The following is a 16,019-nucleotide window of genomic DNA, read 5'->3' on the forward strand; positions in this document are numbered from 1 at the left end:
GGCACCTTGTCCCTCCCCCTTCAAGGGGGGCGGAACCGGGGTTTCAGCGAGCACTGCTCGCTGCCGGTATAGCGGCGAGGCTTCGCCGAGACTACCGGTTAGGAGGGGGATGGGTTACTGCAACGCCTGCTAAACCCATCCCCACCCCAGCCCTCCCCTTGAAGGGGAGGGAGGAGCCGCGCCTCACACCACCCGATTTCGCCCAATGTATTGCCGGCCTTGCCCGGCACCGCCTTGCGGCGGGCCACTACCCCGGTGTAGCCAATGATGACCATGAACCGTCTTACAAATCGATTTTTGCCGGCCACGCGTTTCCTCTTGCCGGTCTGCGCACCTCTCCTCTTTGCAGGCTTTGCGTGGTCGGCGCCTTTACCTGCCAGCCCCGGCTTTGCCGTGCTTGAGCAGCCGGCACTGGTCTCGGCAAAGGCGAACCATCAGGCGCTGCTTGCGGTCACCCGGGCCGGCGCGCGCCTGGTTGCGGTGGGCGAGCAGGGCATCGTGCTGCTCAGTGACGATCACGGTGCCAACTGGCGCCAGGCGACGACGCCGGTGTCGGTGTCGCTCACCGCAGTACGTTTTGTCGACGCGCGCCACGGCTGGGCGGTCGGCCACCTGGGAACGGTCCTGCACAGCGGTGACGGGGGCGAGACCTGGGTCAAGCAGCTCGACGGCCTGGCCGCCGCACAACTGGTGCTGAAACAGGCCGAGCGGCGCGCACACGACGCCACCAAAGGCGAGCGCGAAGCGGCCGAGCGGGCTGTGCGCAATGCCCGCCGGCTGGTGGACGAGGGGCCGGACAAACCCTTCCTCGATGTCCATTTCGCCGATACCCGAACCGGCTATGTACTCGGCGCCTACAACCAGGTCTTCCGGACCGATGACGGCGGCCTGAGCTGGCGGCCGTGGCATGAGCGCGTCCCCAATCCGGACGGCTTTCACCTGTACGGCATCAGTGAGGCGCAGGGCGTGCTGATCGTGGTCGGCGAGCAGGGCACGCTGCTGCGCTCGGTAGACGGCGGCGAGCATTTCGAGGCCCTCGAGTCGCCCTATGCGGGCAGCTTCTTCGGCGTGATCAGCGAGCCGGGCGGGGCCTTCATCGCCTTCGGCCTGCGCGGCAACGCGTTCCGCTCGGGCGACCGCGGCGACAGCTGGCAGCGGGTCGACACCGGCCAGTCGGAGTCCCTGAGCGCGGGCACCGTGCTCGCGGACGGCAGTCCCGCGCTGGTCAGCCAGGCCGGCGCGATGCTGGTGAGCCGCGATGCCGGGCGCAGCTTCGTGCCGGTGCCAGATCTCGCGGTATTGCCGCTCGCCGGACTGGTCCAGGCCGCGGACGGCGGAGTCGTCGGTGCCAGCCTGATGGGTGCGCACCGCCTGGGCCGGCCGTAGGCGCATGGACCGCGGCAGACACCACAACAAATGCGCCCCCAACCCAAGGAGCAGACTTTGACCACCGACAGTACCAACGCCACCGCCACGGTGGCGCCGACGAGCGGCGATTTCGACCCCCGCTCGGGATCCTTCGGCGAACGCCTCATCTTCAACAAGCGCCCGCTCATCCTGCTGCTGTGCCTGCTCGCCACCCTGGTGCTGGGCTGGCAGGCGGCGCGCCTGCAGCTCAACGCGAGCTTCGAGAAGATGATTCCCACCGGGCATCCTTTCATCGCCAACTTCCTCGCCCACAAGGCCGATCTGGCGGGGCTGGGCAATTCGTTGCGGATCGCGGTGGCGGTCGACGATGGCGACATCTTCGACAAGGACTACCTCGACACCCTGGCGCGCATCAACGACGAGATCTATCTGCTGCCGGGCGTGGACCGGCCGTACATGAAGTCGCTGTGGACCCCGGCCACACGCTGGGTGGCGGTGACCGAGGAGGGCCTGGACGGCGGCACCGTGATCCCCGAGGACTACGACGGTTCGGCCGACACTCTGAGCGCGGTGCGCGTGAACGTTCAGCGCTCGGGCGAGATCGGTCAACTGGTGGCGGAGAACTTCCGCTCCAGCGTGATCTACGTGCCGCTGCTCGACAAGGATCCGCGCACCGGCCAGGCGATGGACTACGCCGACTTCTCGCGCCGCATCGAGGACATCCGGGCCCGCTACCAGACCGAGCGCATCAAGATCCACATCACCGGCTTCGCCAAGATCGTCGGCGACCTGATCGACGGCCTGCGCCAGGTGCTGGTGTTCTTCGTGATCGCGGTGCTCATTGCCGGTGGCGTGCTGTTCGCCTACACCCGCTGCATACGCAGCACCCTGCTGGTGACCGGCTGCTCGCTGATCGGTGTGCTGTGGCAGCTGGGCCTGTTGTCCGCGCTCGGTTTCGCGCTCGATCCGTATTCGGTGCTGGTGCCCTTCCTGGTGTTTGCGATCGGCATCAGCCACGGCGCGCAGAAGATGAACGGCATCATGCAGGACGTGGGCCGCGGCACCCACAAGTACGTGGCCGCACGCTACACCTTCCGCCGTCTGTTCCGCACCGGCATGGCCGCGCTGATCACCGACGCGGTCGGCTTCGCGGTGCTGCTGGTGATCGACATCGGCGTGATCCGCGAACTCGCACTGACCGCGAGCCTCGGCGTCGGGGTGCTGATCTTCACCAATCTGATCCTGCTGCCGGTGCTGCTGTCCTATACCGGAGTGAGCCCGGCCGCGGCCGCACGCGGGGTGCAGGCCGACACCGCGGGCACGGTGCAGCGCCAACCGATGGATGCCGTGTGGCATTTCCTCGGCCTGTTCACCCGGCGCCCGTGGGCGCTCGCCGCGATCGCCGCCAGCGTGCTGCTCGCGGTGGTCGGCGTGGTGGCGGGGCAGCGCCTGCAGATCGGCGACCTCGATCCGGGCGCGCCCGAGCTGCGTGCCGACTCGCGCTACAACCGCGATTCCGCGTTCATGGTCGCCAACTATGCGGCCAGCGCCGACATCTTCGTGGTCATGGTGCGCACCCCGGAAGACGGTTGCACGCGCTACAAGGTGTTGTCGCGGGTGCGCGACCTGACCTGGCAGCTCGAACAGCTGCCGGGGGTGGAGGCGACCAACTCGATGGCCAAGCTGTCACGCTACGCCACCGTGGGCTACAACGAGGGCAACTTCAAGTGGCTCGACCTGATTCCCAACGATGCCGCACTGGGCGCGGTGCAGACCCGCGCGCCGCGCGAGCTGTTCAACCAGGGCTGCAACCTGCTGTCGGTCTATGTCTATCTGCAGGACCACAAGGCCGAGACCCTCGAGCGCGTGGTCGCGGCGGTCGAGACCTTCGCCGCCGCCAACAACGATGATGACACCCGTTTCCTGCTCGCGGCCGGCAGCGCCGGCATCGAGGCCGCGACCAACATCGTGGTCGAGAAGGCGATGCGCGAGATGCTCTACCTGGTGTACGCCGCGGTGATCGTGCTGTGCTGGATCACTTTCCGCTCGTGGCGCGCGGTGCTGGTCGCGGTGCTGCCGCTGATGCTCACCTCGGTCTTGTCCGAGGCGCTGATGGTGGCGCTGGGCATGGGGGTCAAGGTCGCGACCCTGCCGGTGATCGCACTCGGCGTCGGCATCGGCGTGGATTACGCGCTCTACGTGCTGTCGGTGCTGCTCGCCGGCATGCGCGCCGGCGCCAGCCTGGGCGAGGCCTACCAGCTCGCGCTGCGCTTCACCGGTCGGGTGGTGCTGCTCACCGGGGCGACGCTCGCGGTGGCGGTGGCGACCTGGGCCTTCTCGCCGATCAAGTTCCAGGCCGACATGGGCATCCTGCTGGCTTTCATGTTCCTGCTCAACATGCTCGGCGCGCTGATCCTGCTGCCGGCACTGGCGTACTTCCTGCTGAAGCCGGTCGCCGCCGCGCAGCCGGCAGCGTTGGCGGTGGCCGAGCCGGCACCCGACAGTGCCCTGTCGGCCGACACCGAAACCCCGCACGATGCGGACCCATCCTTTATCCGGAGAACATGCGATGCTCGACATCCAGCTGCAGAATCTGCTTGACGGAATGCGCGCCGCCGGCGCTCCAGACTTTGCCGACCTGCCCCCGGTGGCGGCGCGCGGGCTGTACAGCCAGATCCTCACCAGCGGCGACCTGCCCGTCGCCGACGTGGACATCGAGGAGCGCCGCATCGACGGTCCGGGCAGCGCGCTGGTGCTGCGCATCTATCGGCCACGCGGGGCGGGCGGTGTGCGTGGCGCGGTGCTTTATCTGCACGGCGGCGGCTTCGTCGTCGGTCGGCCGCAGGACTACGACGGCGTGGCGAGCGTGCTGTGCGCGCAGGCAGACTGCGTGCTGGTGCAGGTCGACTACCGTCTGGCGCCGGAGCACCCGTTCCCGGCCGCGGTGGATGACAGCTATGCCGCGCTGGTGTGGCTGGCTGCGCACGCCGGCGAACTCGGCGTCGACCCGGCGCGCATCGCCATCGCCGGCGACAGCGCGGGGGCCAACCTCGCCACCGTGTGCGCGATCCTGGCGCGGGATCGGGGCGGGCCGGCGCTGGTGCAGCAGACCCTGATCTACCCGGTCACCGTGCCCGAGCCCGAGCCCGGGCGGTTCGAATCGCACCGCCGTTGCGGCGAGGGCTACACGCTGACGACCCGGTCGATGCGCTACTTCGTCGAACTCTACCTCGGTGGAGGCGGCGCGCTGACGGACGCGCGTCTGGCGCCGCTGTTCGCCGACGAGCTCGGCGGCCTGCCTCCGGCGCTGGTCCTGGTGGCCGGCTACGACCCGCTGCGCGACGAGGGCATCGCCTACGCGGACAAGCTCGCCGCGGCCGGGACTCAGGTGACCCTGGTCGAGTACGCCGGCCTCGCGCACGGCTTCATCAGCATGGGGGCTGCGCTCGACGCGGCGCGGATCGCGGTGGACCAGGTCGCCAGCGCCTTGCGCCGGGCACTGGCGGCGACCACGAGCGAGTGCGCATGAAGGCGCGCACGGTCCGCTTCCATCGTGTCGGCGACCCCGACGTGCTGGAGATCGAAGACCTCGAAGTCGGCGATCCCGCCGCCAGCGAGGTCCGGGTGCGCGTGCTCGCGATCGGTCTGAACCGGGCGGAAGCGGCCTATCGCGCCGGCCGCTACATCGAGACGCCGCAGCTGCCGTCGGGCCTGGGCTACGAGGCCTGCGCGGTGGTCGAGGCGATCGGCCCCGGCGTTTCCGGTGTGGCCGTGGGCGACACGGTGTGCGTGCTGCCGGCCTTCTCGATGAACCGCTACGGCACCTATGCCGAGCACGCGATCATGCCGGCGAACGCCCTCATTCCCGCGCCGGCGGGGCTGGCCGCGACCGATGCTGCGGCACTGTGGATGGCCAGCCTCACCGCCTATGGCGCGCTGGTCGAGATCGCCCGGATCGCGGCCGGGGAGGCGGTGCTGATCCCCGCGGCCTCGAGCAGTGTCGGGCTGGCCGCGATCCAGATCGCGCGCATGCTGGGTGCAATACCGATCGCCGTGACGCGCAGCACCGCAAAGGCCGGGGCTTTGCGCACCCATGGCGCGGCCCATGTCCTCGCGCCCGGCGACGGCCTCGCGGCCGAGGTGGCGCGGATCACCGACGGCAAGGGCGCGCGGCTGGCGTTCGATCCGGTCGCCGGCCCCGAGGTGCTGACGCTGGCCGAGGCGCTCGGCGCCGGCGGCACCCTGGTGATCTACGGCAACCTCAGCGGGCAGGGGGCACAGACGCCATTTCCCTTCAACGCCGCGGTCGGCCGGGGCCTGTCGGTGCGGGGCTACCTGGTGTTCGAACTGCTGCGCGACGCGGCACGGATGCGGGCCGCGCGCAGCTTCATCGAGGCCGGCGTGAGCGCCGGTGCCCTTCGCCCGGTGATCGACCGGGTCTTCCCCTTCGAGCAGATCGTCGCCGCCCACCGCCATCTCGAATCGAACGCGCAGGTCGGCAAGGTGGTGGTCGAGGTCACACGATGATTCCGCCCCGATCGCACCGCTGATCCGGCCCGCCTGATCCCGGACCAAAACCAGAACCAGAATCAAGGAGACAACATGAAGATCCGTGCTGCAGTTGCCCGTACCCCGTCCGCCCCGCTGTCGCTCGAAACCCTGGAGCTGGAGGAGCCGCGCGACACCGAGATCCTCGTCCGCGTCGTGGCGACCGGCGTATGCCATACCGACATGGTGGTGCGCGACGGCATGCTGCCCACGCCGCTGCCGGTGGTGTTGGGCCATGAAGGCGCCGGCGTGGTGGAGCGGGTGGGGCGGGCGGTGAGCAAGGTCGCACCGGGCGACCACGTGGTCATGAGCTTCAACTCGTGCGGCACCTGCCCGAGTTGCTTCGACCACGCCGCGAGCTACTGCCACGAGTTCTTTCCGCGCAATTTCTTCGCCACCCGCGCCGATGGCAGTACCGCGCTGTCGAAGGAGGGCGAGCGCATCCACGGCAACTTCTTCGGCCAGTCGTCGTTCGCCACCCATGCGCTGTGCCACGAGCGCAACGTGGTCAAGGTGCCGAAGGACGTGCCGCTCGAACTGCTCGGCCCGCTCGCCTGCGGCGTTCAGACCGGTGCGGGCGCGGTGATGAACGCGCTCGAGGTCGGTCCGGGCAGATCCTTCGCGGTGTTCGGCGCGGGTTCGGTCGGATTGTCGGCGGTGATGGCCGCACGCGTGGTCGGGGCGACCACGATCATCGCAGTGGACCTGAATGAAGACCGGCTCGCCTTCGCCCGCGAAGTCGGGGCCACCCATGCGATCAACCCGAAGAACACGGATGCGGCCGCCGAGATCTTGCGCATCAGCGGCTACGGCGTCGACTTCGCCCTCGATACCACCGGCCTCGCTCCGGTGATCCGCAGTGCGGTGGGCAGTCTCGCGCCGCGGGGGACCTGCGGCATCCTCGGCGCCTCGGGGCCGGGCAGCGAAATCAACCTGGACGAGGTGCACTTCATGAGCGGCGGGCGCCGGCTGATGGGCATCGTCGAGGGCGAGTCGACGCCGGAAACCTTCATCCCGATGCTGATCGGGCTGTATCGGCAGGGGCGCTTCCCGTTCGACAAGATGGTGAGGTTCTACCCGCTGGAGCACATCAACGAGGCCATTGCCGACTCCGAGGAGGGGCGTGCGATCAAGCCGATCGTGAGGATGGCGGCGTGATCAGGCCGGTGCCGGACCGCTTCGTCCCAGGGGGCAAGGCGACACCGTGCCGGGTCGTCAATGGCCCCGGTCCGGGGCAAGCGGAGTCGGCGGGCGCGGCGTAACCCGAGTGGACTGCATTGTTTCTTTCGCCGGTGGGCTCCCTCCTCTTCGTCCCTCTTGCCCGCCGGTTTCATGTCCGTCGCCCCGATCTGCCGGGCGGCGGACATTTTTTTGCTGTCTTCGAGCGCCGAGGGCGTCGCCGGGCCGGCACCCCGGATGGTGATCGCGGGGACGGTAAATAGGTTTCATTGGATAAGTGAAATTACGTTAAACAGAGCCGCGTCAGGACTTCTTGTGGACTGCTTCGTGGCGCTACATGTCCTTTACGAAAACAGAATTGCAGTGGACTGCGAATGCGTGTTTACCTTTTCGCTCAATTCGTCTAATGTTTATAAAACATAACGAAATGTGAAGCTGGTCGTGGGGCGTGACAGCGGTTGGGAAGGCTTCTCTCACGGTCCCGGACGACGTACTCATCTTCAGGAGACAAGGAATTCCATGAATCACGCTCTTCACAACGGAGGGCCGTTGAGGTCCCGCACCACGGACGGCGCTCGCCGCTGCCGCTTCGCAGTCTTTGCGCCTGGCGCGTTGCGGGAGGAATGTCGATGAACGCCTTTGCCCACCCCCGCTATCGGGCCGTCGCGGTCGGCGGATGCGTCGACGCGCAACTCGAAAGGCGTACCGACGGCACGACCCTGCTCACCTCGACCGAGGCACTCAAGCCCTTTCCCGAGGTCCTGAATGATTGTCTGGCGGAATGGGCGCAGGTTGCGCCCGAGCGGACCTTCGTCGCCCGCCGCGACAAGGGCGGCGACTGGCTGCGGATCTCCTATGCGCAGATGCTGGCGCGTGCGCGCGCCGTTGGCGAAGCCCTGCTCGCACGGCCGCTGTCGGTCGACCGGCCGGTGCTGATCCTGGCCGAGAACAGTCTCGAACACCTGGCGCTGGCTTTCGGCGCCATGTTCGCCGGCATTCCGTATGCGTCGATCTCGCCCGCCTATGCGCTGGTGTCGCAGGACTACGGCAAGCTGCGCCATATCATCGGCGAGACCACGCCGGGGCTGGTGTTCGTCTCCAGTCCGGCCTACGGCAAGGCGATCGCCGCCACCGTCGGCGCCGATGTCGAGGTCGTGCTGGGCGAGGGGACGCTGTCCGAGCGTGCGGTCACACCCTTCGCCGCACTGCTGGCGACCGCGCCAAGTGCCGCGATCGATGCGGTGCGATCGCGACTCACGCCCGACACCATCGTCAAGTTCCTGTTCACCTCGGGCTCGACCAAGCTGCCCAAGGGCGTGATCAACACCCACCGCATGCTGTGCGCCAACCAGCAGATGATCCGCCAGTGCCTCGCCTTCGTCGCCGAGGAGCCGCCGGTGCTGGTCGATTGGCTGCCGTGGAACCACACTTTCGGCGGCAACCACAACGTCGGCATCGCGCTGTACAACGGCGGCACGCTCTACATCGACGACGGCAAGCCCACGCCGCAGGGCATCGCCGAGACGCTGCGCAATCTGCGCGAGATCTCGCCGACGGTGTACTTCAACGTGCCCAAGGGCTTCGAGGAAATCGCCGCGGCCATGGAGGGCGACGACGCGCTGCGTGAAACCCTGTTCCGCTCGCTGCGTGCCTTCTTCTTCGCCGGTGCCGGTCTGTCGCAGGTGGTGTGGGACCAGCTCGACCGCCTGGCCGAGCGCACCGTGGGCGAGCGCATCCGCATGATCACCGGGCTGGGGATGACCGAGACCGCACCGTCGTCGATGTTCGCGGTCGGCACCGATCTGTGCTCGGGGCATATCGGCCTGCCGATCCCCGGCGTCGCGGTCAAGCTCGTGCCCCTCGAGGGCAAGACCGAAGTCCGCTTCCGCGGCCCGAACGTGATGCCGGGCTACTGGCGCGCACCGCAGCTCACCGCCGAGGCCTTCGATGAAGAAGGCTTCTATTGCACCGGCGACGCGGTGAAGTTCATCGACCCGGCCGAACCCAATCGCGGGCTGATGTTCGACGGGCGTATCGCCGAGGACTTCAAGCTGTCCACCGGCACCTTCGTCAGCGTCGGGCCGATGCGGGCTCGGATCATCGCCGCCGGCGCGCCTTACGTGCAGGACGTCGTGGTGGCGGGCATGAACCGCGACGACATCGGCGTGATGCTGCTACCGCGCGTCGATGAGTGTCGCAGGCTCGCCGGACTGGCTGCCGACGCCGCGCTGACCGAGGTGTTGCATGCCGCACCGGTGCGCGCGTTCTTCCAGGAACTGGTCGACCGGCTGTGGCGCGAGGGCACCGGCAGCGCCAACCGCGTCGCACGCGGCCACGTGCTGGTCGAGCCGCCGTCGATCGACAAGGGCGAGATCACCGACAAGGGCTCGATCAACCAGCGCGCGGTGCTGATGCATCGCGCGGCGCTGGTCGAGGCGATGTACGAAGGCCGCGCGCAGGATCCGTATCTGCTGCTGCCGCGCCGCGAGACGGCCCAACAAGGAAACGCAGCATGAGCGAACAACTGGTCAAGACCTCGATCGACGACGGCATCTACACCATCACCCTGGCGCGCCCGGAAAAGCGCAACGCGGTCAGCGACCGCCTGCTGGCAGCGCTCGAAGCGGCGCTGATCGCCACTCCGGAAGGCACGCGGGCGATCGTGCTGGCGGGCGAGGGCGAGCACTTCTGCGCCGGGCTCGACCTCGCCGAGCACCAGCACCGCGAACCCTTCGGGGTGATGCAGCACTCGCGCGGCTGGCACCGCATCTTCGACCGCATCCAGAACGGCGGCATCCCGGTGATCGCCGCGCTGCAGGGCGCGGTGATCGGTGGTGGGCTCGAACTGGCCACCGCGACCCATGTGCGGGTGTCCGAACCGAACACGATCTACCAGCTGCCCGAAGGCCGTCACGGCATCTTCGTCGGCGGCGGCGCCTCGGTGCGAGTGGCCAGGATCATCGGCCCCGGCCGCATGTGCGAAATGATGCTGACCGGGCGCATTCTCGATGCCGATGAGGGCCTGCGCCTGGGCCTCGCCCACTACCTGGTCGGCCCCGGCGAAGCGCTGGCCAAGGCCCAGCAACTGGCACGCCGCATCGCCGAGAACGCACCGATCTCCAACTGGGCGATGGTGTCGGCGATCTCGCGCATCGACAACATGGCCACCGACGACGGCTTCTTCGTCGAGTCGCTGACTGCCGCACTGACCCAGACCAGCCCCGAGGTCGCCGAGCGCATCGGGAGCTTTCTCGAGCGCAAGGGCAAGGGGCCGCAGACATGACGCATCGGGAGCAAGCATGAAATTCGACCACAACACCTTCATCGTCACCGGTGGCGCTTCGGGCCTCGGCGAGGCCACGGTGCGCGCGCTGCACGCCGCGGGCGCCAACGTGGTGATCGCCGACCTCAATGTGGAGCTCGGCGCCGCGCTCGCCGCCGAACTCGGCACACGCGCCGCGTTCAACCGCACCAACGTCGCCGACGAAGCCGACGCGAAGGCGGTGGTCGACCTGGCGCTGGCGCGCTTCGCCGGCCTGCACGGGCTGGTCAATTGCGCCGGCATCGGCACCGTCGGCAAAGTGCTGGGCAAGGAAGGGCCGATGGCCCTCGATAGTTTTGCTCGCACCATCCAGGTGAACCTCGTCGGCACCTTCAACATGATCCGGCTCGCGTCCGAGGCGATGGCGAAAGGCGAGCCCCAGGCCGACGGCGAGCGCGGCGTGATCGTCAACACCGCCTCGGTCGCGGCCTACGACGGTCAGATCGGCCAGGCCGCGTACTCGGCTTCGAAGGGCGGCATCGTGGCCATGACCCTGCCGATCGCACGCGAACTGGCGCGCTCGGGCATCCGGGTCATGACCATCGCGCCGGGCCTGTTCCTGACCCCGATGATGCATACGCTCCCGCCCGAGGTGCAGCAGTCGCTGGCCGAATCGGTGCCTTTCCCGCAGCGCCTCGGCCAGCCGGCGGAGTTCGCCAAACTGGTGTGCTCCATCGTCGACAGCATCATGCTCAACGGCGAGACTATCCGCCTCGATGGCGCGATCCGGCTTGCGCCGCGCTGAACCGGAACATCCACGGCCCGGCACCGAATGCGCCGAATGCGCACTGTGCTGCGGCCACCTCCACGACGACAAGGACTGAGAGCCTGAGGACCACCATGAAGACAGATGAGCTGATCGCAATCGACATCCACACCCACGCCGAAGTCTCCTGCTGCCAGTCCCACGACCACTTCGGCGAGGAGTTCGACCGTGCGGCCGACAAGTACTTCGGCTCCAATCACCGTCCGACCATCGCCGAGACCGTGGCCTACTACCGCGAGCGCAAGATCGGCCTGGTGATGTTCACGGTGGACTCCGAGACCCAGATCGGCCGCCGCCGCATTCCCAACGAGGAAATCGCCGAGGCCGCACGCGAGAACAGCGACATGATGATCGCGTTCGGCAGCATCGACCCGCACAAGGGCAAGATGGGCGCGCGCGAGGCCCGCCGCCTGATCGAGGAGTTCGGCGTACGCGGCTTCAAGTTCCATCCCACGGTGCAGGGCTTCGATCCCTACGACCGCTTTGCGTGGCCGATCTACGAGGTGATCGCCGAGTACAAGCTACCTGCGATCTTCCACACCGGGCATTCGGGCATCGGCAGCGGCATGCCGCGCGGCGGCGGACTGAAGGTGGGGCGCTCCAATCCGATGCTGCTCGAGGACGTCGCGATCGACTTCTCCGACATGCAGATCGTCATGGCCCATCCGAGCTGGCCGTGGCAGGACGAGGCACTGTCGCTGTGCCTGCACAAGCCCAATATGTGGATCGACCTGTCGGGCTGGTCGCCGCGCTATTTCCCGCCGCAACTGGTGCAGTACGCCAACACCCTGTTGAAGGACCGGATGCTGTTCGGCTCGGACTTCCCGCTGATCTCGCCCGATCGCTGGCTCAAGGATTTCGAGAAGGCCGGCTTCAAGCCCGAGGTCCATCCGCTGATCCTGAAGGAAAACGCCAAGCGCCTGCTCGGGCTCGCCTGAGCGGCCGACACCCATCGTCCCGATCGTGACCGGTCCGCGGCGCCCGGCCCCGACGGCTTCGCGCCGGCGGGGCCGGGCGCCTTCATTGCTGGCATACTCCCGCACGCCATGAACTCTCCAAAGCTGAAAGCACCGGCCCCGAAAGCCTCCGCGCGTCCGCACCCGGACGCCAGGACGGGCCCCGCGCGTGGCCCCCGCCCGGTGGCCGACGCGATCGACCATGCCGCCCTCGGCCATCTGCTCGGCTATGCGATGGCACGCGCCGACGTCCAAGTGCGGCCCGCGTTCCAGGCCTGCATCGGCGAGCCGCTGCAGTTGCGCCCGGTCGAGTTCTCGCTGCTGGTGCTGTTGCTGAGCAACGAGGATGTGACCCAGACCCGGCTCACCCAGGCGCTGGCGATGTCGGCGCCCAACCTGACGACGCTGGTGGATCGCTTGGTCGAACGCGGTCTGGTCGCGCGCGTGCGCAGCGAGCAGGACCGCCGTGCGCAGCTGGTGTGCCTCACCGCGGCCGGGCGCGAACTCGCCACGCGTGCCCGCGAGCTGTCGCTGACGATGGAGGACGAGGCGCTGTGCGCACTGAGCGCAGCCGAGCGCGCCATCCTGCTCGAGCTGCTGCATCGGGTCGGACGGTCCGGCGGCGGCTGATTCGGCGCCTTGCGGCATCGGCCGCGGTGGGCGGACAAGGCTATGCGATCACGGCGCGGGCCGTGCCTCGAGGTACTGCTCCACCAGCCTCAGCAGCGCCTTGGACTGATAGCGCTCGGCAAGCCGGCGAAGACGCTCGGCAAAGGCGTGGTAGCGCGGGTCGAGCCCCGCGATGCGTTCGGCCTCCAGCCGGATCGCGCGCATGTTGCCCTGCAGCGCGAGTTCGTGCAGGGCCGTCAGTTCCGCCAACGGCGGCGGAACCAGCGGGCCCGGGGGCGGTGCCTCCGGTGCCGAAGGTGTGGGCGGCGTGTTGTAGATCCACTGCAGCTTCAGGAGGGCTCCGACATGGCTCAGCAAGCGCTCCAGGTGTATGGGTTTGGGCAGGAAGGCATCGGCCCCGGCCGCCAGACTGCCCTGTGCGTCGCTGCCCGAGGCGCTGGCCGATACTGCGATGACCGGCAGGTGCATCGCCCCGCCCGCGCCGCGCAGGCGGCGGGTGGCCTCGAGCCCGTCCATTCCGGGCATCACCGTGTCCATGACGATGAGGTCCGGGTGCGCCGAGGCGGCTTTCTCGAGTGCTTCGCGGCCGTCGGCGGCCTCGAGCACGATGAAGCCGAGCGGGGCCAGCATGTCGTGCATCATGCGGCGGTTCTCCGTCAGGTCGTCGACCACCAGCACCGTCTTGCGCGGTCCGGTGTAGCCGCTGACGACCGCGTCCGCAGGTGCGGCCAGCGCATCCGCCTGCGCGATCGGCAACTCGAGCTCGAACCAGAACGTGCTGCCTTCGCCGACGCGGCTATTGATGCGGATCTCGCCGCCCATCCGCCGGACGAACTGGCGGCTGATCGCCAGCCCCAGGCCGGCACCGCCGATGCGTTGCCGGGTGTCGCCGGCCTGTTCGAACGGCTGGAAGATCGTCTCCCACTGCTCCTCGGCAACGCCGATCCCGGTGTCCCGGACCTCGAAGCGCAGACGGGAGGGGGCGACGAGGGACACGGCGAGGCACACCTCGCCGTGGTCGGTGAATTTGATCGCGTTCGACAACAGGTTGAGCAACACCTGGCGCAGGCGCTTCTCGTCGGCCATCACCCGCTCGGGCAGGTCGGGCGCCAGGGTGCAGTGGAAGGCGAGTTCCTTTTCTTCCGCCTTGACCCGGACGATGTCGCCGATAACGAGAAGGAAGGGTCTCAGCGCGAGATCGCCGGGGTAGAGGTCGAGCCTGCCGGCCTCGAGCCTGGCGAGGTCGAGGATGTCGTTGATCAGCGCGAGCAGGTGTTCGCCGCACTGCTGGATCACCTTCACGCCCTCGATCTGGCGGTGGTCCAGTGTCCTGTCGCGCTGCAGGATCTGGGCGTAGCCCAGGATGCCGTTGAGCGGCGTTCGCAGCTCGTGGCTCATCTGCGCGAGAAATTCGCTGCGCACCCGTGCGAGCCGCTCCGCCTCGCTCAGGGCGGCCTCTCGCGCCGCATCCACTGCCTTGCGCGCACTGATGTCGCGGGCGGCGCCGGCCGTGCCCAGCACCGTGCCGTCCTCGTCCACCATGGGCGCCTTGTAGGTCTCGATCCAGATCGTTCCGTTGACGTCGGCAAGCGCTTCCTCGACGGTCTTGCGCTGTCTCGACTCCATGACCTCCTGGTCGTCGGCGCGATAGGCCTCGGCGAGTTCGCGTGGCCACAGGTCGAGATCGGTCTTGCCGACGATGTCCTCCACGGTGCGTCCACACGCGTGGGCAGTGGCCTGGTTGACCGCCAGAAAGCGGCCCTCGGTGTCCTTCAACCATGCCAGCACCGGCAGGGTGTCGATGAGCGTGCGCAGGTAGCGGGTTTGCTGGCGCAACTCGGCAGTGCGTCCCTGGACGCGGTGCTCGAGCGTCTCGAGTACCGCGCGGAGCTCGCCGATCATGGTGTTGAAGGCGCGCGTGAGCTCGCCGACCTCGTCGGGCGCATCGATTTCGACCGGCCGCAACCACTCGGGCGCGGGTCGGCCGCCGCTTTCCCGCGTGGCGCCGCCGCGTCCCTGGAGCCCGATCGCCTTCACCGCGGTGGTCAGCGCGACGACCGGGTTGATCAGGCGTCCGATCAGGAGGATCCCGGCGATGAGGCTGAGCAGGAGGATCAGCGCGGTCGCCGAGAGGATGGCGGCGACGGTCTGGCGGATGTGCTGCAGGGTCGCGTCCCGCGAGGTGGCGAGGCCGAGGACCAACGCGGGACGGTTCTCGAACATCCAGGTCTCGAGCGCGGCGTAATAGGATCCCCGCTCGTCGGTGACGATCCCCTGCCAGGCGGGCGGCGCGGTGTCGGCGGGAAGGGCGCCGAGGGAACCCACCATGGCCTCGATCGGCAGACTCAGGTGGGCGATCTGCTGCCGGTGGGTGCCGCTCGGCGAGAACAGCGCGGGGAGCTTCCCGGTCCGGGCCGAAACCTTTTGCAGCTCGGTCGGGCCGATCAGCTTGCGGAATACCACCACCGCAAAGGTGGCCGCGGCCGGGCGCGGGGCGACCGCCCGCGCCTTTTCGCCGGTGCCCGCGACCGCCATGTCGGAAACGAAGCGCCTCTTGGGCTGGACGTCCGAGTCGGTGAGCACCTCCTCGATGATGCCTTGCACGGGCACCGCGACCTCGACCACGATGTGCCGCGGGTCGGAGTAGTCGAAGGAGATGCGGGGGTGATCGGTCGCAGGCCGTGCGTAGGCCGGTGGCTGGCGGCTTTCCTGCCAGGCCGGCCAGGCCCCGATGGGCAGGCTGCCGTTCGCGTCGGAGGCGGTGGCGAGCCACACGTTGGCGCCGTTGCCGCGGCGCAGCGTCATCCCGGCCCCGCTCGCCGAGACGTGGTGGCTGAGCGCGCCCTGGGTGAACACCGAGATGCTGGAGAAGCCGCTGGTACGCAGCACGAGGTGAAGGCGATTGATGGATACCGATTTGAGGTAGCCCAGGGTCCTTTCGGACTGGCGCCAGGCCTCGGTCGTCAATGCGTCGTCGTGGTCGAGCTCGAGGACGACGAGCTCCGCCAGCTGATTGAGCAGGGCGCCGTCACTGACCGCTGCGAGCGCGCTCTCCCTGAGATGCAGCGTGAGCTCCTGCAAGTCGTTCTGCCAGGCGAGCAGCTCGAGCCTGAGGACGGCGAAGGCCGAGTCCTCGTTCTGACGGTCGGTGAAGTAGGAGGCGAGCAGCGCGTGCAGCGTCGTGGTCAGCACGAGGCTGCCCACCAGCACGAGCAGGATCTTCCGCTTGATGCCGAGCCTCATGGCGGGG

The 16,019-nt window shown here is 68.4% G+C and carries 11 protein-coding genes; 10 read left to right on the plus strand and 1 reads right to left on the minus strand.

The window, feature by feature from the left end; translation table 11 throughout:
• Positions 1 to 393 precede the first annotated feature (393 nt).
• From AC3A35_RS19500 to AC3A35_RS19545, 10 genes are all read left to right on the plus strand, one after another.
• The gene (locus AC3A35_RS19500; RefSeq protein ID WP_487437940.1) at positions 394 to 1,386 is read left to right on the plus strand and encodes a WD40/YVTN/BNR-like repeat-containing protein; all 993 of its coding nucleotides are present in this window, start codon (positions 394 to 396) and stop codon (positions 1,384 to 1,386) included.
• Positions 1,387 to 1,443: 57 nt separating this feature from the next.
• Positions 1,444 to 3,969, plus strand: coding sequence for an efflux RND transporter permease subunit (locus AC3A35_RS19505; RefSeq protein WP_487437942.1), 2,526 nt, complete (start codon positions 1,444 to 1,446; stop codon positions 3,967 to 3,969).
• Positions 3,938 to 4,897, plus strand: a complete 960-nt coding sequence (locus AC3A35_RS19510) for an alpha/beta hydrolase (protein ID WP_487437943.1) — start codon at positions 3,938 to 3,940, stop codon at positions 4,895 to 4,897. The genes AC3A35_RS19505 and AC3A35_RS19510 overlap by 32 nt, the downstream gene beginning before the upstream one ends.
• Positions 4,894 to 5,895 carry a zinc-dependent alcohol dehydrogenase family protein gene (locus tag AC3A35_RS19515; protein ID WP_487437944.1) on the plus strand — a complete coding sequence of 334 codons (1,002 nt, stop codon included), beginning with the start codon at positions 4,894 to 4,896 and terminating at the stop codon, positions 5,893 to 5,895. Before AC3A35_RS19510 ends, AC3A35_RS19515 begins: the two co-directional genes overlap by 4 nt.
• A gap of 75 nt (positions 5,896 to 5,970) precedes the next feature.
• A complete protein-coding gene (locus AC3A35_RS19520) occupies positions 5,971 to 7,074 on the plus strand; it encodes an NAD(P)-dependent alcohol dehydrogenase (protein ID WP_487437945.1) in 1,104 nt (367 codons plus the stop codon).
• 650 nt (positions 7,075 to 7,724) lie between these two features.
• Positions 7,725 to 9,611, plus strand: a complete 1,887-nt coding sequence (locus AC3A35_RS19525) for a feruloyl-CoA synthase (protein WP_487437946.1) — start codon at positions 7,725 to 7,727, stop codon at positions 9,609 to 9,611.
• The gene (locus AC3A35_RS19530) at positions 9,608 to 10,378 is read left to right on the plus strand and encodes a crotonase/enoyl-CoA hydratase family protein (RefSeq protein ID WP_487437947.1); all 771 of its coding nucleotides are present in this window, start codon (positions 9,608 to 9,610) and stop codon (positions 10,376 to 10,378) included. The genes AC3A35_RS19525 and AC3A35_RS19530 overlap by 4 nt, the downstream gene beginning before the upstream one ends.
• Before the next feature lie 16 nt (positions 10,379 to 10,394).
• On the plus strand, positions 10,395 to 11,162 hold the full coding sequence (locus AC3A35_RS19535) for a 3-hydroxyacyl-CoA dehydrogenase (protein WP_487437948.1): 768 nt from the start codon (positions 10,395 to 10,397) through the stop codon (positions 11,160 to 11,162).
• Positions 11,163 to 11,257: 95 nt separating this feature from the next.
• Positions 11,258 to 12,121 carry an amidohydrolase family protein gene (locus tag AC3A35_RS19540; RefSeq protein WP_487437949.1) on the plus strand — a complete coding sequence of 288 codons (864 nt, stop codon included), beginning with the start codon at positions 11,258 to 11,260 and terminating at the stop codon, positions 12,119 to 12,121.
• A 108-nt stretch (positions 12,122 to 12,229) separates the two neighbouring features.
• Positions 12,230 to 12,769 (plus strand): MarR family winged helix-turn-helix transcriptional regulator, encoded by a 540-nt coding sequence (locus tag AC3A35_RS19545; RefSeq protein WP_487437951.1) that lies wholly within the window; start codon positions 12,230 to 12,232, stop codon positions 12,767 to 12,769.
• Positions 12,770 to 12,817: 48 nt separating this feature from the next.
• On the opposite strand, the gene AC3A35_RS19550 is transcribed toward AC3A35_RS19545, so the two are convergent.
• A complete protein-coding gene (locus AC3A35_RS19550) occupies positions 12,818 to 16,012 on the minus strand; it encodes an ATP-binding protein (RefSeq protein WP_487437952.1) in 3,195 nt (1,064 codons plus the stop codon).
• Positions 16,013 to 16,019 lie beyond the last annotated feature (7 nt).

Source organism: Azoarcus sp. Soil_N_20 (assembly GCF_057656155.1).